This is a genomic window from Ruegeria sp. YTSC192 (genome assembly GCF_059609705.1).
Map to the genome: position 1 here is coordinate 1 of NZ_JBXWMG010000009.1, position 22,559 is coordinate 22,559.

Annotated in this window: 26 protein-coding genes; 5 read left to right on the top strand and 21 right to left on the bottom strand. The window is 60.3% G+C overall.

What is annotated here, in order from left to right; genetic code table 11:
* The 15 genes from AC2FD8_RS13425 to ruvC form a co-directional block, all read right to left on the bottom strand.
* Window positions 1–200, bottom strand: a 200-nt coding sequence (locus AC2FD8_RS13425) for a formate--tetrahydrofolate ligase (protein ID WP_496857132.1), incomplete at its 3' end; no start/stop codon positions are given.
* Window positions 201–365: 165 nt separating this feature from the next.
* On the bottom strand, window positions 366–941 hold the full coding sequence (locus AC2FD8_RS13430; RefSeq protein ID WP_496857138.1) for an MOSC domain-containing protein: 576 nt from the start codon (window positions 939–941) through the stop codon (window positions 366–368).
* Between the two features lie 93 nt (window positions 942–1,034).
* The gene (gene ftsH / locus AC2FD8_RS13435; RefSeq protein ID WP_496857130.1) at window positions 1,035–2,951 is read right to left on the bottom strand and encodes an ATP-dependent zinc metalloprotease FtsH; all 1,917 of its coding nucleotides are present in this window, start codon (window positions 2,949–2,951) and stop codon (window positions 1,035–1,037) included.
* 76 nt (window positions 2,952–3,027) lie between these two features.
* Window positions 3,028–4,287 (bottom strand): tRNA lysidine(34) synthetase TilS, encoded by a 1,260-nt coding sequence (gene tilS, locus AC2FD8_RS13440; protein ID WP_496857128.1) that lies wholly within the window; start codon window positions 4,285–4,287, stop codon window positions 3,028–3,030.
* The gene (ybgF, locus tag AC2FD8_RS13445) at window positions 4,278–5,102 is read right to left on the bottom strand and encodes a tol-pal system protein YbgF (RefSeq protein WP_496857126.1); all 825 of its coding nucleotides are present in this window, start codon (window positions 5,100–5,102) and stop codon (window positions 4,278–4,280) included. The genes tilS and ybgF overlap by 10 nt, the downstream gene beginning before the upstream one ends.
* 4 nt (window positions 5,103–5,106) lie before the next feature.
* Entirely contained in the window at window positions 5,107–5,613 is a 507-nt protein-coding gene (pal, locus tag AC2FD8_RS13450; protein ID WP_496857124.1) for a peptidoglycan-associated lipoprotein Pal, read from the bottom strand.
* Between the two features lie 84 nt (window positions 5,614–5,697).
* Complete coding sequence (gene tolB, locus AC2FD8_RS13455) at window positions 5,698–7,017, bottom strand: Tol-Pal system beta propeller repeat protein TolB (protein WP_496857122.1); 1,320 nt, start codon at window positions 7,015–7,017, stop codon at window positions 5,698–5,700.
* Window positions 7,014–8,117, bottom strand: coding sequence for a cell envelope integrity protein TolA (gene tolA, locus AC2FD8_RS13460; RefSeq protein ID WP_496857121.1), 1,104 nt, complete (start codon window positions 8,115–8,117; stop codon window positions 7,014–7,016). The genes tolB and tolA overlap by 4 nt, the downstream gene beginning before the upstream one ends.
* A 15-nt stretch (window positions 8,118–8,132) precedes the next feature.
* Entirely contained in the window at window positions 8,133–8,603 is a 471-nt protein-coding gene (tolR, locus tag AC2FD8_RS13465) for a protein TolR (protein WP_170462265.1), read from the bottom strand.
* 2 nt (window positions 8,604–8,605) lie between these two features.
* A complete protein-coding gene (gene tolQ, locus AC2FD8_RS13470) occupies window positions 8,606–9,301 on the bottom strand; it encodes a protein TolQ (RefSeq protein WP_496857119.1) in 696 nt (231 codons plus the stop codon).
* A gap of 108 nt (window positions 9,302–9,409) precedes the next feature.
* Entirely contained in the window at window positions 9,410–9,793 is a 384-nt protein-coding gene (gene ybgC / locus AC2FD8_RS13475; RefSeq protein ID WP_496857118.1) for a tol-pal system-associated acyl-CoA thioesterase, read from the bottom strand.
* The gene (locus AC2FD8_RS13480; protein ID WP_496857116.1) at window positions 9,790–10,413 is read right to left on the bottom strand and encodes a hypothetical protein; all 624 of its coding nucleotides are present in this window, start codon (window positions 10,411–10,413) and stop codon (window positions 9,790–9,792) included. The genes ybgC and AC2FD8_RS13480 overlap by 4 nt, the downstream gene beginning before the upstream one ends.
* A 63-nt stretch (window positions 10,414–10,476) precedes the next feature.
* The gene (ruvB, locus tag AC2FD8_RS13485) at window positions 10,477–11,496 is read right to left on the bottom strand and encodes a Holliday junction branch migration DNA helicase RuvB (protein ID WP_496857114.1); all 1,020 of its coding nucleotides are present in this window, start codon (window positions 11,494–11,496) and stop codon (window positions 10,477–10,479) included.
* A gap of 4 nt (window positions 11,497–11,500) precedes the next feature.
* Window positions 11,501–12,178 (bottom strand): Holliday junction branch migration protein RuvA, encoded by a 678-nt coding sequence (gene ruvA / locus AC2FD8_RS13490; RefSeq protein ID WP_496857112.1) that lies wholly within the window; start codon window positions 12,176–12,178, stop codon window positions 11,501–11,503.
* Window positions 12,175–12,672 (bottom strand): crossover junction endodeoxyribonuclease RuvC, encoded by a 498-nt coding sequence (gene ruvC / locus AC2FD8_RS13495; RefSeq protein WP_496857111.1) that lies wholly within the window; start codon window positions 12,670–12,672, stop codon window positions 12,175–12,177. The genes ruvA and ruvC overlap by 4 nt, the downstream gene beginning before the upstream one ends.
* Window positions 12,673–13,005: 333 nt before the next feature.
* On the opposite strand from ruvC, the gene AC2FD8_RS13500 reads away from it, so the two are divergent.
* Window positions 13,006–13,221 (top strand): DUF1127 domain-containing protein, encoded by a 216-nt coding sequence (locus AC2FD8_RS13500; RefSeq protein WP_496857109.1) that lies wholly within the window; start codon window positions 13,006–13,008, stop codon window positions 13,219–13,221.
* A 97-nt stretch (window positions 13,222–13,318) separates the two neighbouring features.
* Here the strand turns inward: AC2FD8_RS13500 and AC2FD8_RS13505 are convergent, their stop codons facing one another.
* The 4 genes from AC2FD8_RS13505 to AC2FD8_RS13520 form a co-directional block, all read right to left on the bottom strand.
* Entirely contained in the window at window positions 13,319–13,690 is a 372-nt protein-coding gene (locus AC2FD8_RS13505) for a hypothetical protein (protein ID WP_496857107.1), read from the bottom strand.
* An 81-nt stretch (window positions 13,691–13,771) separates the two neighbouring features.
* Complete coding sequence (locus AC2FD8_RS13510) at window positions 13,772–14,644, bottom strand: 50S ribosomal protein L11 methyltransferase (protein ID WP_496857105.1); 873 nt, start codon at window positions 14,642–14,644, stop codon at window positions 13,772–13,774.
* A 66-nt stretch (window positions 14,645–14,710) separates the two neighbouring features.
* Window positions 14,711–15,943 carry an MFS transporter gene (locus AC2FD8_RS13515; protein ID WP_496857103.1) on the bottom strand — a complete coding sequence of 411 codons (1,233 nt, stop codon included), beginning with the start codon at window positions 15,941–15,943 and terminating at the stop codon, window positions 14,711–14,713.
* A gap of 80 nt (window positions 15,944–16,023) precedes the next feature.
* Window positions 16,024–18,219: a primosomal protein N' gene (locus tag AC2FD8_RS13520; RefSeq protein WP_496857101.1), complete on the bottom strand. Its 2,196-nt coding sequence runs from the start codon at window positions 18,217–18,219 to the stop codon at window positions 16,024–16,026.
* 88 nt (window positions 18,220–18,307) lie between these two features.
* Here AC2FD8_RS13520 and fsa point away from each other — a divergent pair, with 88 nt between their 5' ends.
* The 4 genes from fsa (at window position 18,308) to AC2FD8_RS13540 (ending at window position 21,573) form a co-directional block, all read left to right on the top strand.
* On the top strand, window positions 18,308–18,961 hold the full coding sequence (gene fsa, locus AC2FD8_RS13525) for a fructose-6-phosphate aldolase (RefSeq protein ID WP_475208555.1): 654 nt from the start codon (window positions 18,308–18,310) through the stop codon (window positions 18,959–18,961).
* Window positions 18,962–19,158: 197 nt separating this feature from the next.
* Window positions 19,159–19,866 carry a DUF484 family protein gene (locus AC2FD8_RS13530; protein WP_496857099.1) on the top strand — a complete coding sequence of 236 codons (708 nt, stop codon included), beginning with the start codon at window positions 19,159–19,161 and terminating at the stop codon, window positions 19,864–19,866.
* Window positions 19,863–20,783 carry a tyrosine recombinase XerC gene (locus tag AC2FD8_RS13535; protein ID WP_496857097.1) on the top strand — a complete coding sequence of 307 codons (921 nt, stop codon included), beginning with the start codon at window positions 19,863–19,865 and terminating at the stop codon, window positions 20,781–20,783. The genes AC2FD8_RS13530 and AC2FD8_RS13535 overlap by 4 nt, the downstream gene beginning before the upstream one ends.
* 76 nt (window positions 20,784–20,859) lie before the next feature.
* Complete coding sequence (locus tag AC2FD8_RS13540; protein WP_496857095.1) at window positions 20,860–21,573, top strand: CDP-alcohol phosphatidyltransferase family protein; 714 nt, start codon at window positions 20,860–20,862, stop codon at window positions 21,571–21,573.
* Here AC2FD8_RS13540 and AC2FD8_RS13545 read toward each other — a convergent pair.
* Entirely contained in the window at window positions 21,558–22,025 is a 468-nt protein-coding gene (locus tag AC2FD8_RS13545) for a hypothetical protein (protein ID WP_496857093.1), read from the bottom strand. The two genes, AC2FD8_RS13540 and AC2FD8_RS13545, sit on opposite strands and share 16 nt — an antisense overlap.
* A 76-nt stretch (window positions 22,026–22,101) precedes the next feature.
* Window positions 22,102–22,557: a methylated-DNA--[protein]-cysteine S-methyltransferase gene (locus AC2FD8_RS13550; RefSeq protein WP_496857091.1), complete on the bottom strand. Its 456-nt coding sequence runs from the start codon at window positions 22,555–22,557 to the stop codon at window positions 22,102–22,104.
* Between the last annotated feature and the right edge of the window lie 2 nt (window positions 22,558–22,559).

Sequence of the window (22,559 nt, forward strand, 5' to 3'; positions counted from 1 at the left end):
GTCGGGTTGATCGCAGTCACAAGGATCAGCTTGCCATCCTCACGGCCCTGAACCGAGTTGATGAAGTCCTGGCTGACTTTCGCCTTGTCGTGGCCGTAGGGCAGCAGATCCGCTGACTCGATGCCAATCTTCGCACCGATCTCCTGAATCGGCTTCTTATTCGCCTCACGCGCGATTTCGATGTCAGACTTATAGCTCATTGGGCAGGGTCCCTGATTGAATGGCGTACAAAACCGACGCGGCGCGTCGGAGCTAAGCAATCCATACCGTTGTACACCGGTCCCGTGGCAATGGATTCCGACATATTCGTGCCGCGAAACGGCGTCGTCCAATTTCGGATGTTTCCAATCGGAAACGAATGGGCGCTATGGCTGCCAGAGCGGCTGATCGGGAATAAACAACTGCAAACGATCCCCGATATGCAGGTCGCCGGGTCGCTCGACCCATCCTGTAATCCCCCGCCGCCCCCGCGCGGCTGGTTTGAAGGCAGCACCGTGGCCGTTGTAATCTGCCTCGATCTCGCGTCCGGGCAGAATACAGGGTGCGTTCTCCATATCGACTGTAAGCGTCAAACCCGCCTCGGATCTCAGGCGTGAGGACGGCGGAATATGGGAGAAATCAGGGATACCCTGCAGCACGATAGAAGCCCCCAAATAGGACGGGTCGAGATGGTCCATCCCCATCGCGGCGGCAATTTCTGACAGCTCCTCGGTTGACAGAATCGACACCTGACGAACATTCCTGATCTCGGTTCCTTTCGGATAGACATTGCTGACACGCACGCAAGAGGCACGGTTGAGACCTTCGTGCCGTTCACCCTGTACCCCGTCAAAACCAAACTCCAACGTCTCAACGGGCCGCGCGCGCAACGACTGGCCGGCCGGGACACGCCCCAACCAGACGACCTCGGCAGAGTATTCGGTTTCACGCAGGAACGGCATGGGGTTTTCCTTCTTCATCCAACTGCGCATAATGACCAGCAGCTAGCGGATGAAAAGAAAAAACCCGAGGTCCTGACCTCGGGTTTTTTATGTTTATGTGGTTGGCTCCGGTTCCATCCCACCTTCGGGCGGAGATTTCTTGGGCTTGGTCTTGGGAATGGCCGTGACGCTGGGCGCGCTGCCCTGATCCGGGCTGTCGCCTTCATCATCGCCTTCGCTTGGCGCATCGCCATTCATCACGCGTTTGATCTCTTCGCCAGTCAGGGTCTCATATTCCAACAGGCCCTGCGCCAGACGCTCCCATTCCTCGTTCTTGTCAGTCAGAATTTTGTGGGCGCGCTCATACCCCTGCTGGATCAGGCGCTTTACCTCTTCCTCGATCAGCTCTTTGGTATGGGCCGAGACCGAGAACCCGGCAGTGTTGCCCGAATAGCCCTCATGAGCTTCGGCATAGTCGATATTACCGACCTTGTCCGACATACCCCAGCGCATCACCATCGCACGCGCCAGTTGGCTGGCCTGCATGATATCGCCCGCCGGACCGTTCGAAACATGGTCTTCACCATATTTGATGACCTCAGCCGCCTTGCCCGCCATGGTCATGGCCAGCTTTTGCTCACATTCATCACGGTGATAGTTGAGACGATCCATTTCCGGCAGCGAAACAACCATACCCAGCGCACCACCGCGCGGAATGATCGTTGCCTTGTAGACCGGATCACACATCGGCAGTGCCAGACCGACAACGGCGTGGCCCGCCTCGTGATAGGCGGTCTTTTCCTTTTGATCCTGGGTCAGCACCATCGAGCGGCGCTCGGCCCCCATCATCACCTTGTCCTTGGCGTTCTCGAAGTCTTCCATGGTGACAAAGCGACGGCCTACGCGGGCAGCCATCAGTGCGGCCTCGTTCACGAGGTTCGCCAGATCAGCACCCGAGAAACCCGGCGTACCGCGCGCGATGATGCGCAGATCAACATCAGGACCCAGAGGCGTCTTGCGGGCATGCACGCCCAGAATCTTTTCGCGCCCTTTGATGTCTGGATTGCCGACGGTCACATTGCGGTCAAACCGGCCCGGACGCAGCAGCGCGGGGTCCAGAACGTCTTTACGGTTGGTGGCCGCCAGAATGATGACGCCCTCGTTGGCCTCAAACCCGTCCATCTCGACCAGCAACTGGTTGAGGGTCTGTTCGCGTTCGTCGTTGCCCCCGCCATAACCGGCACCACGATGGCGGCCCACAGCGTCGATCTCGTCGATAAATACGATACAAGGCGCGTTCTTCTTGGCCTGTTCGAACATGTCACGGACACGGCTCGCGCCAACACCCACGAACATCTCGACAAAGTCAGACCCTGAAATGGTGAAGAACGGCACACCCGCCTCACCCGCAATCGCTCGGGCCAGCAACGTTTTACCAGTACCCGGAGGGCCAACCAGCAAAGCGCCTTTGGGGATCTTGCCACCCAAGCGGCTGAACTTCTGCGGGTTGCGCAGGAATTCAACGATCTCCTCCAGCTCTTCCTTGGCCTCGTCGATGCCGGCCACATCGTCAAAGGTCACGCGGCCATGCTTTTCGGTCAACATCTTGGCCTTGGACTTGCCAAAGCCCATCGCGCCGCCTTTGCCGCCGCCCTGCATCCGGTTCATGAAATAGACCCAGACGCCGATCAGCAGCACGAAAGGCAGCAGGGTGATCAGGAAAGATTGAAAGCCCGATTGCTGCTGTTTGACCGCTTCGACCGGGATATTTTCGTCGATCAGCAGTTTCGTCACCTCGGCGTCACCGGGTTTGATCGTGGTGTAATTCGCGCCGCTTTGTACCGTGAAGCGAATTTGCTCACCATCCAGCGTGACGTTCTTGACCTCACCGCTTTGAACGGCGCTGACAAAGTCGGAATAGGTGCGTTCATTGCCCTGAAGTGTTCCCCCCGGTCCGCTGAACAGGTTGAACAGCGCAAGGATCAGCAGGAACAGAACGACCCAGAAGGCGATATTACGAGCGTTGCCCAAGGAAATTCTCCCAAAAGATTTCGGCAGACAAGGACCTGCCGGGTTGCTTCTTAAAATAGAGAGGATTGGCTGAGGTTCAATGCGATAAAAAGGATGCGTGAAACTCGGGCCAATCGGGGGCCAGATCAGCACACCAGCCATTTGCGAATCCGGCCAGCGGGGCGGCCTCTAGCGCGCCCCCCCTCCAAACCGCCGGAGACGCCTGCAACGCAAGCCGAGGACGCCCGGTAGCACGCCAGTCCGGCAACAGTTGCAGGCCTCTTTCGCCCAATGCCCGAATCTCGGCCCCCGGGATATCGGGCCCGGACAGCAGCCACCGCGCGTCCCATGTATCCCCGACTTGTGCGTTCAGGCCGTCAACCGCGTTGAATTCCCTGCAGATCCAGTGTTTTTCTGCCTGAGAAAGCAGCAAACAGCCTCCAATTGCGCCGGAAACTCCGTTCAGGATAGCCTGCAACGCCTGATCCACGCTCGATTGGCGCGGCGGATAGCCGGGGCCCGCGATCCACGCCACTGCGCCAACCAGAACCCTGCGGCGGATTTCTTTGGGCAGTGCGGCAAAGCCTTCGCGATCCAGCACGACAGCCCCCGCATCGACGGCGGCAACCCGTTGGGCGGAGACCTGCGCATAGCGTTCCAGCGCCTCACGCCCTTGTGTGAGGTTGTCGGCGACGCGCGTCAGGGTTTCCACCGAAATACCCAGCGGTTCCAGATCAGACAGGGCCTGCCGCGCCTTGATACGGTCAAAGCGGGCGTCCTGATTCGAGGGGTCTTCGATCCATTGCGCGCCAATCTCAGTCAAATAGGCCCGCAGCCGATCCCGAGTGATCCCCAGCATGGGGCGCATCAGGTCGATCCCATCGCGGGTTCGAGTTGTTGGCATACCCGACAGACCCGTCACCCCGGCTGCACGGGCCAGTCGCATCAGAATTGTTTCGGCCTGATCATCCGCCGTATGGCCAAGCGCAATCGCGTTGATATCGTTGCGCTTCGCCCACTCGGTCAGCAGGGCATACCGCGCCTGTCGGGCCTGATCCTGCAGATTGCCCGCGCCGTCCCAACCCTGCCAACGCAATGTGTCATGAGGGATACCCAGCGCGGCGGCTTGTTTGGCAACCGTTCGCGCCTCATCCACCGACTCGGCGCGCAAACCGTGGTCGACCGTGGCAGCGAACAGCGCCACACCTTCGTCAGACGCAATGCGGTGCAAAAGGTGCATGAGGGCAACCGAGTCCCCTCCGCCCGAAACCGCGATGCCCAAGCGCCCAGGCAACCGTTCAGGCAACCGGGCGCGCAGGTCGGATGTCAGTGTGTCGAGTGACGGGGTCAAGAACACCCCAAAGAGGCCATTTCCTGCACCGCACTGGTAGCTTGCCCCGAGGCCGGGAAACGCACGCCAACTTCGGACAAGGTGATACAGGCTTGATCGGTCTGTCCCAAACGGCCCAAAGCTGCACCAAGCTCGAACAGAGCTTCGGGGGCTACGGCGCCTTCGGAATCTCCGGTGAAGCTGGCGAGGAATGCACGCGCTGCCTCGCGCGTGTCTCCGAGCCCTTCGAGCGCTTTGCCGCGGTTCAAATGCGCCTCGGGCGCAAGGGGGCTGCCGGGATAGGAAGTGTCGAATTGTGCGAACATCGTGGCGGCCGTCTGGAAATCACCATCGGCCAGCGCCTGCGACGCATCGTCGAAATCCGCTCGTTCGCCGACGGCTAGCTCGCCCTGGTCCGAAGTGCTCGGCTCCGTCGGCGCGGGTGTTACCGCAGCGGTGGATGCCCCTTCGCCACCCAAAGTGGAGGTCTCACCCAGTGTCGACAAATCGCCGCCTTCCAGCTCGACCAGACGGAATTCAAGATCACCAATCCGGTTGGTGCCATCGGTCACGATATTCTGGACACGCTGGTTCAACTGCTCGGTCTGACGGGTCAGGCGCTGCAACTCGGCCTCAATCGCATCGACCCGTTCAAGGATCGAGCTGCCAGACAGATTCGGCGTAGGGGAACCAGTGGTTGAAAACTCTCGTTTCAGGCGCTGTATCTCGACATGTAGCACTGTCAGCTCCTGCCGGATATCCGCCAGGGTCTGCTGATCCTGCGCTTGCGCCACGCCTGCTGTTGCCACAACTGCGGCCAGAACCCATCCTGCAACTCTCATCGTCTTACCCCAAACTTGAACCGGTCAGCACCGTCACTGCGCGGCGGTTTTTGGAATAGCAATCCTCGGTGCTGCAAATCTCGATCGGGCGTTCCTTGCCGAAGCTGACCGTCATCAGACGGTTGCCCGCCACGCCACGCGAAATCAGGTATTCGCGCGCTGCATTGGCCCGGCGTGCGCCCAGCGCAAGGTTGTATTCGCGTGTGCCCTGTTCATCCGCATGACCTTCGATTTTCGCGAAATAGTCCGGGTTGGCCAACAGCCATTCCGCCTGCCCCTGCAAAACGGTCTGCGCCTGCGGAGACAGGGTGGACTGATCGACCGCGAACAGAACACGATCCCCGACCGTCTGCTGGAAATACGCGGGCGAGCGCGGATCACTGGGAGAGCCCGCGACAATCGAGCCGCTACCACCAGCGCCACTGCCACCCAAAGCCGAAGGATCATTGTTGGTACAGGCCGCGACCACGCTCAGCGCGCCCAAGGCCAGGATTTTGCCCAATACGTTCATCTCAAGTGCCTCGTTGTTTTGTTTGTTGCCGCCTGTCTATCACAGCGACGGTTTCTTGTGAACTTTGCCGCGCGGTGGCGGTGATCAATTCTGCAATGGCCCCCAGGACGGATCGCTACCGCCATCCGGCGTCCGCACGGGGCGCAAATTCCGACCCGAGATATCCACGGAATAAAGCGTCGCCCGGCCGCTTGCGCCCTGCGTTTCACGGGTGAACATGATGACGCGCCCGTTTGGCGACCAGGTCGGGCCTTCGTCGAGGAAGGATGATGTCAGCAGGCGCTCCTCGCTGCCGTCGGTGCGCATTACTCCGATATGGAACCGACCTTTGTTCTGCTTGGTAAAGGCAATCAGATCACCTCGCGGCGACCAGACCGGCGTACCATACCGTCCCTGACCAAAACTGATCCGCGTCGCTTCGCCCCCGTTTGCCGCCATTACATAAAGCTGCGGCGTGCCTGAACGGTCGCTTTCAAACACGATCTGGCTGCCATCCGGCGAATAGCTGGGCGCGGTTTCAATCGCAGGCGTGTTGGTCAGGCGAGTACTTTGGCCTGAGGCCAGATCCATCCGCCAAAGATCGGTGTTGCCGCCCTGAATCAGTGAATACACAATCGACCGCCCGTCCGGCGAAAAGCGCGGAGAAAAGCTCATGGTGCCGTCCTGCGTTTGCAGCTCGCGCCGCTGCACACGACCGACATCCAGAATATAGATCCGCGGACTGCCGCTTTCATAGCTGGTATAGAGCAGTTGCTCGCCCGTCGGTGAAAAGCGCGGGGCCAGAACGATGGCTGCGCTATCCGTCATATACTGAACATTGGCCCCGTCATAATCCATGATCGCCAACCGCTTGAGGCGCTGGTTCTTCGGGCCGCTTTCCGACACGAACGCAACACGGCTGTCGAAATAACCGCCCTCGCCTGTGATCCGGCTGTAAACCTGATCCGCAACCTTATGCGCCATGCGCCGCCAACCATCCGTGGTACCAGCCAGTTGCAGACCATTCCCAAGCTCCTGCCCCGAGAACACATCCCAGACCCGGAACCGAACCGTCAGCCGCTTGCCCGAGACATTCACCGCCCCTGTCACCAATGCCTGCGCATTGATCGCTTTCCAATCGGCAAACTGGACCGGAGCGTCAAAACTGCTGACCCGGCTGATGAACGCGTCCGAGGAGATTTCGCGGAACAACCCCGTTCCGGTCAGATCCGCCGCAACAACGCGTGAGATATCGTTGGCGAACTGCGCCGCTGCCGGGCCGTCCGGCACGAAGTTGGGAACCGCAAAGGGCATCGGCTCGATGATGCCTTCGTCGATTTCCAAACGCAGCGGGCTGTTCTGAGCGTAAACCGGAGCCGACAACAGGGTCAGCCCAAGAAAGAGGCTGGTCAGAAGTTTCATCATTTGATCCGCATCCTCTCGGGATTGAATGTAATCTCAATATCCTGCCAGTGGTCGTATTTGTCAGCAGGCAGATCATATCCACGCGCGCCACAGCGCAAAATTGCGCGTCGGGCCGCCTGATAGGCTTGATTTTCGGCACCCGTTGCACCGCCAGAGCTGTTCAGCAACCGGATGCTCTCGCCGATCACCGTGCCATCACGATTGAGCGAGAACGCAACCGTAACCACCACGTTCAGAGCATCGGTCGACAGCGATCCGACATTCCAGCACCGCGACACAGCAACCCTCATCCCGTCCTTTTCACCGCTGGTCAGCGGCGGGCCGGAGGGTTCCGTTCCACCCGCCAAGGCTTCGGACAACGCATCATTGATGGCGTCGCTATTGTCCGGCGCAGGCGTGGGCGCGGGGGTTTCCGGAGCCGGTTCGGGGGTTTCCGCAACCTCAGGCGCGGGGGCAGGACGGTTGGGCCGTACTCGCGGACGCGGAGAGGTCAGAGGCGCTGGCTCGTTGGTCTCTTCGGCCTCGGTCACGATCTCTGGCGCGGCTTCTTCCGGGGCCGTCTGATCCTGTTGCTCTTGCTGCGTCTCGGCGCCTTCGTCCAGTGAAACCGGGGGCGTTTCCACCTCATCTGGCTCAGCCTCAGGCGGAGGCGGCGCGATGGCCTCAGGGGCAACGCGCTCGGCCGGGCTGGGTTGCGCTTCGGGTCCCGGCGGCACCGGCAATGCGGCCGTTTCCGGTTCCGTCAACGTCGGAGGTTCTTCGGGCAGCTCGGGCTCAGGCGGAACCTCGACCGTTTCGGGGACGGTCTCAGGCTCCGGCTCTGCGGGCGTCACGGGCTCCGGGCGCGGTTGTTCTTCCGGTGTCACCTCAGGAGTGCTGACCTCAGGCTCAGGCGCGTCGGGTTGTTCCAAAGTCCCCGGCGACTCCGGCAATTCCGGCGCATCGGTCTGCGCCGTGAGTGCTGCGAATTGCTCAGCCGAAATCACGGAAACATCCTGCACTTGCGTCGGCAACGGCTCGGACCGGAAGGTGCCGCCGAACAACGCCCAGCCAATCAGGCTGACATGCGCAATCGCTGAAATCTTGGTGCCGGTATCCACCGCGCGACCCCACCTTTACCCATCGTCCAGCGTCGGCCCGCCGGTATCCGTCACCAGACCCACATTCGAAAAACCGCCCGCATTCAATGCGCCCATCACCTGCATCACCTGCGCATAGGGGATCGCCCCATCGGCCCGCAGGAAGACACGATCACTGCTGCGCTCAGCCGCGATGGCGCGCAACCGTCCAATCAGCTCGTCGCGCGCAATATCCGTCGTCTGGATCTGAATACGGCCATCGGCAGTCAGCGTTACGGTCAGCGGTTCCTCGCTGTCACCAGGCAAAGCGCTTGCGGCAGTCTTGGGCAGATCGACCGGCACGCCAACGGTCAGCAAAGGCGCTGCGACCATGAAGATGATCAACAGCACCAGCATGACGTCGACAAAAGGCGTGACGTTGATCTCAGCCATTGGCTGGGCGCGACCACGCCGCCGTCCGCGCCTACGTCCGTTCCCGCCCGAGCTTTGCTGAACCGCCGCGCCCATGGTCAGCCGTCCAACTGACGCGACAGAATGGTGGCGAACTCATCGGCAAAAGCCTCATACCCTCCGACAATCCGGTCACTATCAGCGCTGAGCTTGTTGTAGAAAATCACCGCCGGGATCGCAGCCAGCAGGCCGAGGCCGGTTGCCAACAGTGCCTCGGCAATGCCGGGGGCCACAACGGCGAGGTTGGTATTCTGCTGCTCGGCAATCTCGATAAAGGCGTTCATGATGCCCCAAACCGTACCGAACAGACCAATGAACGGCGCGGTCGAGCCGACAGTCGCCAGGATCGGCAGACCTTTCTGCAGTGTCTCCGCCTCTTTCGCGATGGCCACATCCATGGACCGGTCAATCCGGGCCGTTGCCCCGGCGATCAAACCGCCATCCGTGCGATGCGACCTGCGCCATTCGATCATTCCGGCCGCAAAGATCTTCTCGGAACTGCCATCGGGCTGCGAACCGATCTGCTCGAACAACTCATCCAGCGGGTTCCCGGACCAAAAGCTTTCATCGAACACCTGTGCCTCACGCCGGGCCGCACGGTAGTTGATGATTTTCTGGATGATGATGCCCCAGGACCAGATCGACGCCCCGATCAACATCAGCATCACCAGTTTTACGATAAAGGTCGCGCGGGCATACAGCCCCCACATGGAGAAATCGATCTCCTGCGCCAGCGCCAGCGTTTCAGCTTCCATGAACCTGCTCTTTTTTGCCTGATGGCCGTTTTGTCTGGCCTTGTTTTGCCAAACGCTAACGCAGTTGGGGTTGAAAAGCCAACAGAACCACCCCCGGCTGCGAAATTGTTACATCAATGCGCGAATCTCTGCCGGAAGACGGATTGGTTTGCCGTCTTTGTTGATGCAAACCGCCGTAACCGAAGCGCGGAAAATTTCGGTCTCGCCCCGCTTCACCAGTTGCGCCATGGTCAGGCGCACGCCGGAAATCTTGATCACTTCTGTTTCGACGATCAATTCGTCATCAAACTTGGCAGGCGACAGGTAGTCCGCCTCGACCCGCCGAACGACCCAGACGATCCCCTCATCCCGCATGGCGTTCTGGTCATTGCCCAAACGGCGCACCCAGTCCGAGCGCGCCCGTTCGATGTAGCGCAGGTAGTTCGCGTGATAAACGACCCCGCCCATGTCGGTGTCCTCATAGTAAACGCGAACCGGAAAGATGTGCTTCATTGCGGTGGCTCCAACCGGGCAAACAGGCGCAACGCGTGCGAGGCATCCTGCGCCGCCCCCGGTAAGATCGGATCGTAAGCCGCCCGGATCAGGCCCGCAATATCCGGGCGCAGGATCGTTGCCTCACCCGCCACAGCCAGAGGCGACTGCGCCCGAAACGCGGTATCAGACCACAGCAAGATGGTCTGCACCACCTGACCAAGTGCGAGCGTCTCAGCCGGGACTTTCGACAGATCCTTGTCCATGCGCAGGAAAACAAATGCCGCGCGGATCGCGCCGTCTTCTTCGAACCGGAAAATCCGGTACTGATTGGCATCTGCCGTGACCAGCCGCTCAACCAGAGGCGCCAGATCGGGGACAAGGCGATCCAAATCCGGAACCTGCAGCAGTTCCTGCCAGTCGCGGAAAAAGAAGACCATGCAATTGGCGCCCAGTTCCGGGTCCGTCTCGGCCATCTTGTGACCGGCCAGCGTCACCACCGCCTCGAACGCGCCCTTGACGGTTGCCAGCGTCTCATCCTCGACACCGAAAACGATCGGTACAATGGGGCGACCCCACCGCGCAAACAGGAACTCTCCGCTTTCGCGCGTAAACAGCGCCTCGATCTCGTCCGGTGTCACGCCCAGCCTTTCATCTTTTTAGCAATGCTCTCACAGAAGGCTTAAATTCTCTGGGCGCTGCCTTCAACCAAACAGATCGCTCTGACCCTTTGGCGCAGCCATGCCCAAATGCGTCCACGCCTTTTGCGCCAACATCCGCCCGCGTGGTGTGCGCTGGATCAGCCCCTGCTGCAGCAAGTAGGGCTCGATTACTTCCTCAAGCGAGTCACGGCTTTCCGACAAGGCCGCCGACATCGTCTCAATCCCAACCGGACCACCGCCATAATTCTCGGCAACCAGTTTCAGATACCGGCGGTCCGCACCATCCAGCCCGAGATGATCCACGCCCAGACGTGTCAATGCCCCATCGGCCAATTCGCGCGTAATCCGCCCGTCACCTTCGACGATGGCAAAGTCTACCACCCGCCGCAACAAACGACCCGCGATCCGAGGCGTCCCGCGGGACCGGCGCGCAATCTCTCTCGCGCCTTCATCATCTGCCGGCGCGCCCAGTTTGCGCGCGTTGCGGGTGACGATCTCGTGTAGCTCTTCAACGGTGTAAAATTGCAACCGGGTCGGAATGCCAAAACGGTCACGCAGCGGCGTGGTCAGCAAACCCATCCGCGTGGTGGCACCAACCAGTGTGAAGGGCTGCAATTCAATCCGAACCGTGCGCGCCGCCGGGCCTTCTCCGATCACCAGATCAAGCTCGAAATCCTCCATCGCAGGATAGAGAACTTCCTCAACCGCCGGGTTCAAGCGATGGATTTCGTCGATGAACAACACATCCCGCGCTTCGAGATTGGTCAGGATCGCCGCCAAATCGCCCGCCTTGGCCAGAACCGGGCCAGAGGTCATACGGAAATTCACCCCCAACTCGCGCGCCATGATCTGCGCCAGCGTGGTTTTCCCCAAGCCCGGAGGGCCATGGAACAGAGTATGATCCATCGCCTCACCGCGCTGCTTGGCAGATTGGATGAATATGCGCAGGTTCGCGCGCGCCTCGGCCTGACCGATGAACTCATCCAACCCCTGCGGACGCAGGGCGCGGTCATTGTCCTCGGGCAGAGGGTCCGGCCGCAGCGTGGGATCGGCGTCTACCATTCAATCACCCTTTCGGAGCCAGCAGCTTGAGCGCGGCGCGGATCAGTTCAGCCTCACCCGCGTCGGGCAGATTGGCCGCCGCCTCTGCCACGGCCGAGGCCGCCTCGGATGGGCCATATCCCAGATTCGACAAGGCCGACAACGCCCCCGCAGACGCCGCCGCCGACCCCGACGCCGGTTTCGCGGTCCGTTTCGGTGCTGGCTGCGGCTCGACAGTATCAACAACCTCCAACGCGGGGCCGTCCATCGCCTCGGTCACGGTGCCGCCCATCGCCATAACGCCCGGCGCCTTGTCCTTGAGGTCCAGAACAATGCGTTGCGCAGTCTTTGGACCCACACCTTTGGCGGCCTTGACCGCGCCCCAATCGCCCAGAGCAATCGAGCGACTTACACCATCCGGCCCCAACGCGCTGAGAATGGCCAGCGAAACCTTGGCCCCGACGCCCTGAACCGAACACAGCAGTCGATGCCATTCCTTCTCGATCAGGGACAGGAACCCGTAAAGCTGCATCAGGTCTTCGCGCACGACCATATCAGTGTAGATCGAGACCGCCTCACCCACGCCCGGCAACGCGGCCATGGTCCTGTCCGAGCAATAGACGATGTAGCCCACCCCCCGAACGTCGATCAGGATGTGGTCTGCGGCGCGATAGTCCAGACGCCCTGTCAGTTTACCGATCATGCCCTTACCTCTTTCACCCGCGCCTGTTGTGTCTTGCCGTAATAGGCATGACAGATCGCGATCGCCAACGCATCCGCCGCATCCGCGCCTTTGGGCAGACATCCCGGCAACTGCAGTTTGACCATGTGAAGGACCTGCTCTTTCTCGGCATGCCCAACGCCAACGACGGTCTTCTTGACCCGGTTCGGGGCATATTCCCCCACCGGCAGCCCAGCCTGCGCCAACGTCAGCAAGGCCACCCCACGCGCCTGACCCAGTTTCAACGTCCCGGCACCGTCCTTGTTGACGAAAGTCTGCTCGATCGCAGCTTGGTCAGGCCGGTATTCGGCGATGACCTCAACAACCTGATTGTGCAGAGACAGCAGCCTTTCACCCAGATCATCCCCGTCGGATTTGCATAAACCGTTTGAAACGTGGCTCAACCGGCTGCCATTTGATTCGATGACGCCCCATCCCAGGGTCCTAAGCCCCGGATCAATGCCCAGAATTCGCATGCTTCGCCTCAGCCCGTTTGGGATTTGTGATCTTTTTTCAACGGATAGCACGAAGCGTGAACATTTTCCAAGCGAATTGACCCGAAGCCTGAAAACGACACCACCATCCCAAGCGCGACACGGCGGACAGTTTGCGACATTGAAAAGGTCTGAAATCGACGCTTTTGTGGCCCAAATTTAACCTTGTTTTTAAGGCCCTTACAGATTCTGCAAGCGTTGCAAAAACTGCATAGGACACATGCAAAAAATGCTATTGCGCGGGCAAATCTTCGACACTAGATGCCGCTCAGATCACAAGATCAAACCAAAACGCAAACCAGAAGGAAACAGGATATGGCCGCACTAGACACCACCCGCATCGCCACCACTGGCTCATTCGGCCTCGTTGGCCGTATCGGCGCATTTATCACATCGGCGGCGCACGCTGCTGCAGATTGGAATGCCGCCCGCGTAACACGTAACGCGCTAACCGGTCTGAGCGACCGCGAACTGGAAGATATCGGCCTGTGCCGCGGCGACATCGACGCTATCGCCGAAGGCCGTCAGTAAGACGGCCCGCTCATCATACGCTCCTTCCTCCTCCCTGAGGGGCGCAAAGAAACACCGCGAGCCGTAAAGCCGCGGTGTTTTCTGTTTCAGCTTGTGCTTAGTAGAGGAGTTTGTTGAGCTGAACCGAGAGAAACTGTGAAATCGGGTCGGCCTGCATGACCCAGGCGCCTGCCTGCTCGACCTGAGTGCCTTCTTTCAGGCTGTCAATGCGGTATTGATATCCCGACGGGCCGAGACTGGACAGAAGAAACGCCTTGAAGGCAAAAACCGCCAGCAGCGTAAACAGCAGCACTTTGGCCGGCACTGCCGAACGAACCCTTTGCGGCTTCATCACCACCAAGCCATCTTTGCGCATCGTCGCGCGATAGCCCTTGCTGAGTTTCGTATGCTTCTTGTTCAGACGCTGAACGCGCTGATCAAATTCCAGTTGTTTTCCCGTCATGGCAGCCTCCACAAAACCGCCCCCCATTTGATTGATTGGAAAACGGTAAGCACAGATTGCGACAAAAACGTGGCGCGACTCCAGAAAACTCCTGTAAATGGCCCAGATTTAGCCCTGTTTGCTTAAGATTAGCGTCGTCCACTCACCAATCTCATCCCTGTGATGCAGATTGAAGCCATTCTGAGAATAAACCTGAACCACATCATCGGCCTGTTCATTGAGGATTCCTGACAGGATTGCATAGCCCTCAGCCCGCAGATTCGCCGAGATTTCCGGCGACAGGGCAACCAGTGGGCCCTTGAGGATGTTTGCGAATATCAGGTCATAGGGCGCTTGCGCGCTCAGGTCCGGGTGATCGAAGCCAGCGGCCTCGACACAGTGTACCTGGCCAGACATGCCGTTGGCTTTCAGGTTCGCCTCGGCCACATCTACGGCGACCTGATCAATGTCGCTTGCGATGATGTCGCCTTCCCAGACGCGCGCAGCTGCCATGGCCAGCACGGCGGTTCCACACCCGATATCAGCCACTTTGGTGGCCGAGAACCCTTCGTCCAGCAACTGATCCAGCGCCTTCAGACAGCCCAGAGTGGTTCCGTGGTGGCCAGTGCCAAAGGCCATCGCAGCCTCGATCAACAGCGGGATGCGGCCTTCGGGCAGCTTGTCAGTGTCGTGACTGCCGTAGACAAAGAAGCGGCCCGCCTCAACCGGGGCCAGTTCGCGGCGCACATGGGCAACCCAATCGGTTTCGGGCAGCTCAGACACCACAAAGGGCTTGGCCTCGAACGCGGCGGCCAGCACGGCCAGCGCCGTTTCATCGGGGGCTTCGGTGAAATATCCGCCAACCTCCCACAGGCCCGATCCATCTTCGACCTCGAACACGCCGACGCCGGTAGGTTCGGGGTCCAGACGCTCCATCGCTTCGCCAAGACCTTCAGCGGGTTTCTTGCCGGTCAGCGTTGAAAAAGCGGTGAATGTGGGCATGGGGGCCTCCTGTCTGGGTCAGGACAGCGCCTAGGGCGTGGGCTGCCCAACGTCAAGCTCTGGCATCTATTCGGCAGGCGCAGAGGCGTATTTGGTCAGGATCGTTTCATTGCCGGGCTCAGGATGGCGCGGGATCAGCAGCGACAGGGCCAGCGAGATCATCGCCATCGCTGCCGCCAGCGCAAACACCGCGCTGGGTGAGACCACCCAAAGCAACCCAAGCAGCGCGGGCAGGAACACCGCCGCGATATGGTTGATGGTGAACGCCACAGCGGCCGTCGGCGCGATGTCGGCGGGATCGGCGATTTTCTGGAAATAGGTTTTCAAGGCCAAAGCCAGCGCAAACAGCACATGGTCGATTACATATAGGGTCGCTGCCAGAACCACGCCCCACCCAAACCAGTAGATGCCGCCATAGGCTGCGAAAACAATGGCCAGCCCGGCATACTCGAAGATCAGCGTTCGGCGCTCGCCAAATTTGGACACAGCTTTGCCCAACATCGGAGCCGCAACCATATTGATCGCGAGGTTGATCAGATAAAGGCTGGTGAGTTCGTGGACCTCGAACCCGAACTTCTCAACCATCATGAAGCCTGCGAACACCACAAAGATCTGACGACGTGCGCCTGCCATGAACTGCAGCGCGTAATACAGCCAATAGCGTTTGCGCAGGATCAGCTTTTTGGTTTGCGGTGTCGGTGCGTCGAATTGCGGATAGGCCAGCAGGCAAAACAGAGCCAACAGCGCCGTCGCACCGCCCGCTATCATGAAGACGAAGTTGTAGGACAGGTCGAACCGGTCCCACGTCAGGACGATCAGTCCATAGACCACTGCCGTCGCTGCCGAACCCATCGCCACAAGCCATCCCAGAATCTGCGGCGCTCGGTCCTTTGGCAGCCATTGCAACTGCAACGACTGATTGACCGTCTCGTAGTAGTGAAACCCGATCGAGCTGAAGAGCGTGACGAACAACAACCCCCCAAGGCTTGGAAACCATGCGGTCATCGCCGTCGCCACACCCAGCATCATCAGCGAGATCATGGCCAGAACCTGTTCCCGCACAAAGATGATCACCGCGATCACACCAACGGCCAGAAAACCCGGTATTTCCCGCACCGTGTGCAGCAACCCGATATCCGCGCCATCGAAATTCGCCACTTCGATGACGAAGTTGTTCAACAGCGCGCTCCACCCATTGAAGGCAATGGGCATGGTCAGCGCCATCATGAACAGCAGCGTGATCGGGCGACGCCAGAATGGCAGGCTCTGAGCCTCATCAAGTGGCATGGGTTTCAACATGCGACTCCCTCTACGCCGATTTCTTTGGTTTGACGAGAGGTGACATCCCGGCGCACATCCGCTCTGCGTCTATGCAGAGGTCAGTAGAAGTTCTGTGGGTCGATATCGACAGTTAGGCGGATATCCCCTTTCAGGCGCAATGGCGCAATCCAGCGGGCGATGGCATCCTGAATGGGCGCGCCCTTGGGGGCTTTGACCAAAAGGCGCACGCGATGCCTGCCCCGGATGCGGGCAATCGGCGCAGGGGCCGGACCAAAGACCTGAGCGCCAATCTCACGCAATGGCGCGTCATTGCGCGCCATCGCATTGCCGATATCAAAGACCGGAGCAACCTCGGGCCCGGACAGCACGATCCCCGCCATGCGACCATAAGGCGGCACGCCTGCGGCATGTCGACCGGCGGCCTCGGCTTTCCAGAAGCCTTCTTCATCCCCCGACAGAATGGCGCGGATGACCGGATGCTCGGGCTGAAACGTCTGCAGCAGCGCCTGCCCCGGCTTATCCGCGCGCCCCGCACGCCCCGCCACCTGTCGCATCAGCTGAAACGTCCGCTCTGCCGCGCGCAAATCCGCGCCATGCAGGCTGAGATCGGCATCGATGACCCCCACCAGCGTCAGCTTGGGAAAGTTATGCCCCTTGGCCACCAGTTGCGTGCCGATGACGATATCGGCGTCGCCCTCGGCGATCTCTTCAATCTTGGCCTTCAGCGCGCGGGCCGAGCCGAACAGGTCCGAGCTGAGCATTGCGATCTTGGCCTCGGGGAACGTCGCCTCGGCCTCTTCGGCCAGCCGCTCGATCCCCGGGCCGACCGGGGCCAGTTTCCCTTCGACCCCGCAAGAGGGGCATATCTCGGGCATCGGCTTGGTCTCGCCGCATTGATGGCACATCAGGCGCTTGAGGAACCGATGTTCGACCATCCGCGCGTCGCAGTGATCGCAGGCGATCTGCTCGCCGCACGCCCGGCACAAAGTCACCGGCGCATAGCCCCGTCGGTTGATGAACAGCAGCGACTGTTCACCCTTTTCAATCCGTTGCCGCACTGCCTGCCGCAAGGACGGAGAAATCCATGTCCCCGACTGCATCTGCTCGGCCCGCATATCGATCGGCTTCATCTCGGGCAGCACCGCCGCCCCGAAGCGCGAGGTCAGATTCAGCCGCTCATACTTGCCCGCCTCGGCATTGGCCCAGCTTTCCAACGAGGGCGTCGCGCTGGCCAGAATCACCCGCCCGCCGCAAATGGCCGAGCGCAGAACCGCCATGTCCCGCGCGCTGTAATGCACGCCGTCTTCCTGTTTGTACGAAGTGTCGTGTTCCTCATCGACCACAACCAGACCCAAATCACGGAATGGCAGGAACAGGGCCGAGCGCGCACCCACGACCAGTTGCGCATCGCCCTGCCCGACCATCCGCCAGACCCGGCGGCGTTCGGTCATCGTGGCCCCCGAGTGCCACTCGGCCGGGCGGGCACCGAACCGGGCCTCAACTCGGGTCAGGAATTCGGCGGTCAGCGCAATCTCGGGCAGCAGAACCAGCGCCTGCCGCCCCATGCGCAATGCTTCGGCGACGGCCTCCAGATAGACCTCGGTTTTGCCGGAACCCGTCACACCTTTCAGTAGCGTTGTGCCGTAGTTGCCTGTCCGCTGGCCGATTTGCAGTCGCGCCACGGCTTCAGCCTGATCCTCGGTCAGGTCTTTTCCGGGCAACTCGGGATCGAGATGGGGGTACGGTAAATCACGCGGGCTGTCCTCTTCCCGAACGGCGCCCAGTTTGACCAACCCTTTGACGACAGAGGTGGTTACCCCGGCCTGCTCGGCCAGTTCCTTTAAGGTAAAGGCCAGCCCGCCATATTCACGTAGCACCTCAAGCACCCGGGTGCGTGCATCGGTCATCCGATCCGGTTCAGACGTACCCAACCGGTAGACCTTGCGCATAGACGGCGGATCCCCCAAGCCCGGCGCGCGGGTCGCAAGTCGCAGCATCGCAGGCATCGGTGTCAGCGTGTAGTCCGCCACTTTCCCTAGAAACACCCGCATCTCTTCGCGCATGGGCGCGACCTCTAGCACCCGGATCACGGACCGCGCCTTGGCCAGATCGAACCCGCCCTGTCCCGGCCCCCAGACCACACCCAGCACTTTGCGCGGACCCAGCGGGACCTCGACAAAGGCACCCAGAAAGCACCCACCTTCGGGCGCTTTGTAGTCCAACGTCCGGTCCAGAGGCTGCGTGGTCAACACCGCAACCAGCTGTCCTTCGTCGAAAAATCCGTTAGCGCTCACAGCATATCCTATGCAGGGGGTTCCAGCAGGGGTCTCTTTGAGGTAAAGCCATCCGCGACCAAGGCCAACCCATCAAAGGACTGCCCGCATGAAATTCTTCGTAGACACCGCCGAGATCGACGCCATTGCCGAATTGAACGACCTGGGCATGGTGGACGGCGTCACCACCAACCCTTCGCTGATCCTGAAATCAGGCCGCGACATTCTGGAAGTCACTAAAGAGATCTGTGATCTGGTCGACGGCCCCGTGTCCGCCGAAGTTGTCGCCACCGAGGCCGATGACATGATCGCCGAAGGCCGCAAGCTGGCCAAGATCGCGCCGAACATTGCGGTCAAAGTACCGCTGACATGGGCCGGCCTGAAAACCTGTAAAACCCTCAGCGACGAAGGTCAGATGGTCAACGTGACCCTGTGCTTCTCAGCCAATCAGGCGCTTTTGGCCGCCAAAGCAGGCGCGACCTTCATTTCACCCTTCATCGGCCGTCTGGACGATATCAACCTCGACGGCATGGACCTGATCGCAGATATCCGCCAGATCTATGACAACTACGGGTTCGAAACTGAAATTCTCGCCGCTTCGATCCGCACCGTGAACCACGTGACTGACAGCGCGCGCATCGGTGCAGACGTGATCACCGCGCCGCCGGCCGTGATCAAGAAACTGGCCGACCACCCGCTGACGGACAAAGGCCTGGAAACCTTCCTGGCAGACTGGGCAAAAACAGGTCAGAAAATCCTCTGACCCTTTGCACGACCGCGCGGTGCCGACAGGCACCGCGCCCGGCCCAACTGTGCCGGGCTGATCTCTGATCAGCGCAAACAGGCGGGAGCGCTCTGGACACAGCGCAAAACGAAATCCACCCTGACGTGCATTTTTCCCAAGGTAATTCCAGTTCGTCGTGCTATAAGCCGCCAAAACAAAAAACGACCGGACGGGACATGAGCAGCAACCCAAAACTCGAGGACAACCTCCGAGCCTTTATTCTGGCCAAGCCTGATGCTTTGCTGGATGACAAAGACCTGATGCAGGCACTGGTAGACGCGGACGAACAGGCGCGCGGCGACAACGTGATCGACCTGCGCGGCATCGCCATGCAACGACTCGAGGCCAGACTGGACCGACTGGAAGACACGCACCGGTCCGTCATCGCCGCAGCCTATGAAAACCTGGCCGGGACCAACCAGGTCCACCGGGCCATTCTGCGTCTTCTGGAACCGGTCGAGTTCGAAGACTTCCTGCGCGTCCTCGGCCAGGACGTAGCCGAAATCCTGCGGGTCCAGCGCATCACATTGGTGCTGGAAACCACCGCTCTTATGGACGATCCCGCAATCGACAAGCTGGGCGGCACGCTGACTGTTGTTGAACCCGGCTTTGTCGACCAATACCTCACCTATGATCGCGGCGGCCCCGCGCGCGATGTCATCTTGCGCGAAATCCAAACACCCAACCAACGCGTATTCGGCACCCTCGCCGCGCAACTCAGGTCCGAGGCCTGCCTCAAGCTGGATCTCGGCCCCGGTCGCCTGCCCGGTCTCATTGTGATGGGGGCGTCGGACCCAAGGCACTTCACGCCGCAACTTGGCACTGATCTGCTGTCGTTCTTTGCTGGCGTGTTCGAACGCTCGATGCGCCACTGGCTGTCGTGAGCTTGATCTCGCCAGCCTGCCGGGACGCACTCCAACACTGGTTGGAGAGCCTGGGCGCGCTGGCGGGACGGTCCCGGAACACCCAAACCGCCTATCGCGGGGATGTCACCGATTTCCTGTCGTTCATGACCCTCCACCACGGAGACCGGCAGGGCATCGCCGCACTTGAACGCATCACCGTTTCGGACATGCGCGCCTGGATGGCAGACCAACGCCAAAGCGGCGTGGGCGCACGGTCGCTGGCCCGAAAACTGTCAGCAGTAAAAAGTTTCTACCGCTGGCTGGCCGAGCGCGAAGGCTTCGAGCCGACGGCTGTCCTGTCAACCCGCGCGCCGAAATTCACTCAAAAACTTCCCCGTCCTCTGGCCGAGGACGCAGCTCGCGCCATGATTGAAACGGTCGAGCTGCAATCCAGCAATGACTGGGTCTCAGCCCGTGACGTTGCTGTTGTCACGCTGCTCTACGGCTGCGGGCTGCGCATCTCCGAGGCGCTGTCGCTGACCGGCGCAGATGCCCCCCTGCCGGCAACCCTGCGCATAACAGGCAAGGGCGACAAAGAAAGGATCGTCCCGGTCCTTCCTGCCGCGCGCGAAGCGGTGGACCACTATCTCCAACTCTGCCCGCATCCGAAATCAGACAGCCTTGCCCTGTTTCGCGGTGTCCGGGGTGGAGCGCTCAATCCCCGCGCGATACAAGAGGTCATGTCGAAGGCCCGCATGCAGTTGGGCCTGCCCGCAACCGCGACGCCCCATGCCATGCGGCACAGCTTTGCCACGCATCTGCTCTCGGCCGGTGGGGACTTGCGCGCCATTCAAGAGCTTCTGGGACACGCCTCACTGTCGACGACGCAGACCTACACCGCCGTCGACACCGCCCGCCTGATGGAGGTCTACAACCGCGCCCACCCCAAGGCCTGACGCTCGAAAGCAAAGCATCACAACCAAACTGTCTTTTTACTTTGCATCTGCCCCTCACATCCTTCATGACACGGGCATGACACTTAGATTCAAAGCGCTTGCCGTTCATCTTTTCACCGCAACCGGAGCCGTTTTCGCAATGCTCGCCATGCTGGCGGCGGTGGATGAAAAATGGAGCCTGATGTATCTGTGGCTTGTGGTGTCCTTCATCGTCGACGGCATCGACGGCCCCCTGGCCCGCCACTATCACGTCAAAAAGAACGCGCCCGAGTTTGATGGTGTCCTGCTGGACCTGATCATCGACTACCTGACCTATGTGTTCATACCCGCTTACGCGCTGTTCAAATCCGGCCTGATGGATGGCTGGACCGGATGGTTCGCGATCATCGTCATCACCTTTGCCAGCGCCATGTACTTTGCCGACACTCGGATGAAGACCAAGGACAACTCTTTCTCGGGCTTCCCCGGATGCTGGAACATGTTCGTCATCGTGATCTTCGCGCTCGAGCCGAATTTTTGGGTCAGCCTCGTGCTGGTGGCCCTTTTGGCCATCGCCATGTTCCTGCCCCTGAAGTTCGTCCACCCCGTCCGCACCGAGCGTTGGCGCAGCGTGACCTTGCCCATGGCTCTGGCCTGGACCTTCTTTGCCGGATGGGCCGCCTGGGTAGATTTCCACCCGGAAAGCTGGGCGCATTGGGGGCTGGTTGTGACCAGCCTGTATCTGGTCTTTGCAGGCATTGCGCAGCAGATCGTCCCGCAACGCAAAAGCGCCGACTATAAAACGTCCTGAACCTCAAACTCCGAGCCGTTATGGGTGAAAACGTCACCAGCCTGCAGGCCAACCATGGCCAGATAAATCGGGCTTTGGGTTGAGATTCCCATATAGGTCCTGCCGTCCACATCGAACCGCGTGGTCGAGACGCAGACAACAAAACGGCGATTGTTGAACTTGATGACCGCGCCAGGCTGAACCGTATCGGTGATACCGAAATTGGTGTTCTCGATCACGTCGATCTTGGCATGGTGCGCGTGTACCGGCGCGTCGAACGCCGCAGCAAGATCCGCATTCTCGCGCGAGGCGGCGATATCATCCTTGTCATGCCCTTCCCGGTCATCCAGTTGGGCATCCTTCAAAAAGGCATCGTAATGGGCCTGGGCCGTGGCCAGTTCCTGCGCCTCCAGAGACATCAGACGGTCTATGACGGCTTTCTTTTCTGCGGCGCGTTCTGCTTGGTCGGTCATTCAATCGGATCCTTCCAACTCTCCTTTTGAAACAAGGTGAGGCCCGAGACGTTGGAATGCAACAGGTTTTCATCGATCAGATCAACAGACCCGCCGCCTTTTCGTGCAGTAAAAGGGCCACCTTGGTCTCAACCCCGCCATCCCCCGAGAACCCGCCCAACCCACTAGCGGCCAGAACACGATGGCAGGGAATGATGACAGGGATCGGGTTCGCCCCACAGGCCTGCCCGACAGGCTGAGCCGGCTGGCCCAGTTCCTTGGCGATATCTCCATAGGTGCGGGTTTCGCCAAGCGGAATCGCGTACATCACATCACAGACCTGCCGCTGAAACTCGGACCCCGATACACGATAGGGCAGGTCAAACCGATCAAGACTCCCGTCATCATAGGCCATCAGCTGCGCCGCCGCTTCACGCAACAAAGGCGTCTCGGGCCCCTCGCTCACGCCGTCCCAGACAAGGCGTGTGATCGCCCCGCCCTGCTCTTCCACCCCGAGACATCCAAAGCGGGTCTGTACTGCAATCATCGGCATGA

Bases quoted from the DNA above. Each gene is read 5' to 3' on its own strand.
- AC2FD8_RS13515 (WP_496857103.1), bottom strand. From the start codon at position 15,943: ATGTTGAAACCCATGCCACTTGATGAGGCTCAGAGCCTGCCATTCTGG.
- AC2FD8_RS13530 (WP_496857099.1), top strand. From the start codon at position 19,159: ATGAGCAGCAACCCAAAACTCGAGGACAACCTCCGAGCCTTTATTCTG.
- ruvC (WP_496857111.1), bottom strand. From the start codon at position 12,672: ATGCGAATTCTGGGCATTGATCCGGGGCTTAGGACCCTGGGATGGGGC.
- tolQ (WP_496857119.1), bottom strand. From the start codon at position 9,301: ATGGAAGCTGAAACGCTGGCGCTGGCGCAGGAGATCGATTTCTCCATG.
- ruvA (WP_496857112.1), bottom strand. From the start codon at position 12,178: ATGATCGGTAAACTGACAGGGCGTCTGGACTATCGCGCCGCAGACCAC.
- ruvB (WP_496857114.1), bottom strand. From the start codon at position 11,496: ATGGTAGACGCCGATCCCACGCTGCGGCCGGACCCTCTGCCCGAGGAC.
- AC2FD8_RS13430 (WP_496857138.1), bottom strand. From the start codon at position 941: ATGCCGTTCCTGCGTGAAACCGAATACTCTGCCGAGGTCGTCTGGTTG.
- AC2FD8_RS13500 (WP_496857109.1), top strand. From the start codon at position 13,006: ATGGCCGCACTAGACACCACCCGCATCGCCACCACTGGCTCATTCGGC.
- AC2FD8_RS13550 (WP_496857091.1), bottom strand. From the start codon at position 22,557: ATGCCGATGATTGCAGTACAGACCCGCTTTGGATGTCTCGGGGTGGAA.
- AC2FD8_RS13540 (WP_496857095.1), top strand. From the start codon at position 20,860: ATGACACTTAGATTCAAAGCGCTTGCCGTTCATCTTTTCACCGCAACC.
- tolR (WP_170462265.1), bottom strand. From the start codon at position 8,603: ATGGGCGCGGCGGTTCAGCAAAGCTCGGGCGGGAACGGACGTAGGCGC.
- AC2FD8_RS13510 (WP_496857105.1), bottom strand. From the start codon at position 14,644: ATGCCCACATTCACCGCTTTTTCAACGCTGACCGGCAAGAAACCCGCT.
- ybgF (WP_496857126.1), bottom strand. From the start codon at position 5,102: ATGAGAGTTGCAGGATGGGTTCTGGCCGCAGTTGTGGCAACAGCAGGC.
- tolB (WP_496857122.1), bottom strand. From the start codon at position 7,017: ATGATGAAACTTCTGACCAGCCTCTTTCTTGGGCTGACCCTGTTGTCG.
- AC2FD8_RS13505 (WP_496857107.1), bottom strand. From the start codon at position 13,690: ATGGGGGGCGGTTTTGTGGAGGCTGCCATGACGGGAAAACAACTGGAA.
- fsa (WP_475208555.1), top strand. From the start codon at position 18,308: ATGAAATTCTTCGTAGACACCGCCGAGATCGACGCCATTGCCGAATTG.
- pal (WP_496857124.1), bottom strand. From the start codon at position 5,613: ATGAACGTATTGGGCAAAATCCTGGCCTTGGGCGCGCTGAGCGTGGTC.
- ybgC (WP_496857118.1), bottom strand. From the start codon at position 9,793: ATGAAGCACATCTTTCCGGTTCGCGTTTACTATGAGGACACCGACATG.
- AC2FD8_RS13545 (WP_496857093.1), bottom strand. From the start codon at position 22,025: ATGACCGACCAAGCAGAACGCGCCGCAGAAAAGAAAGCCGTCATAGAC.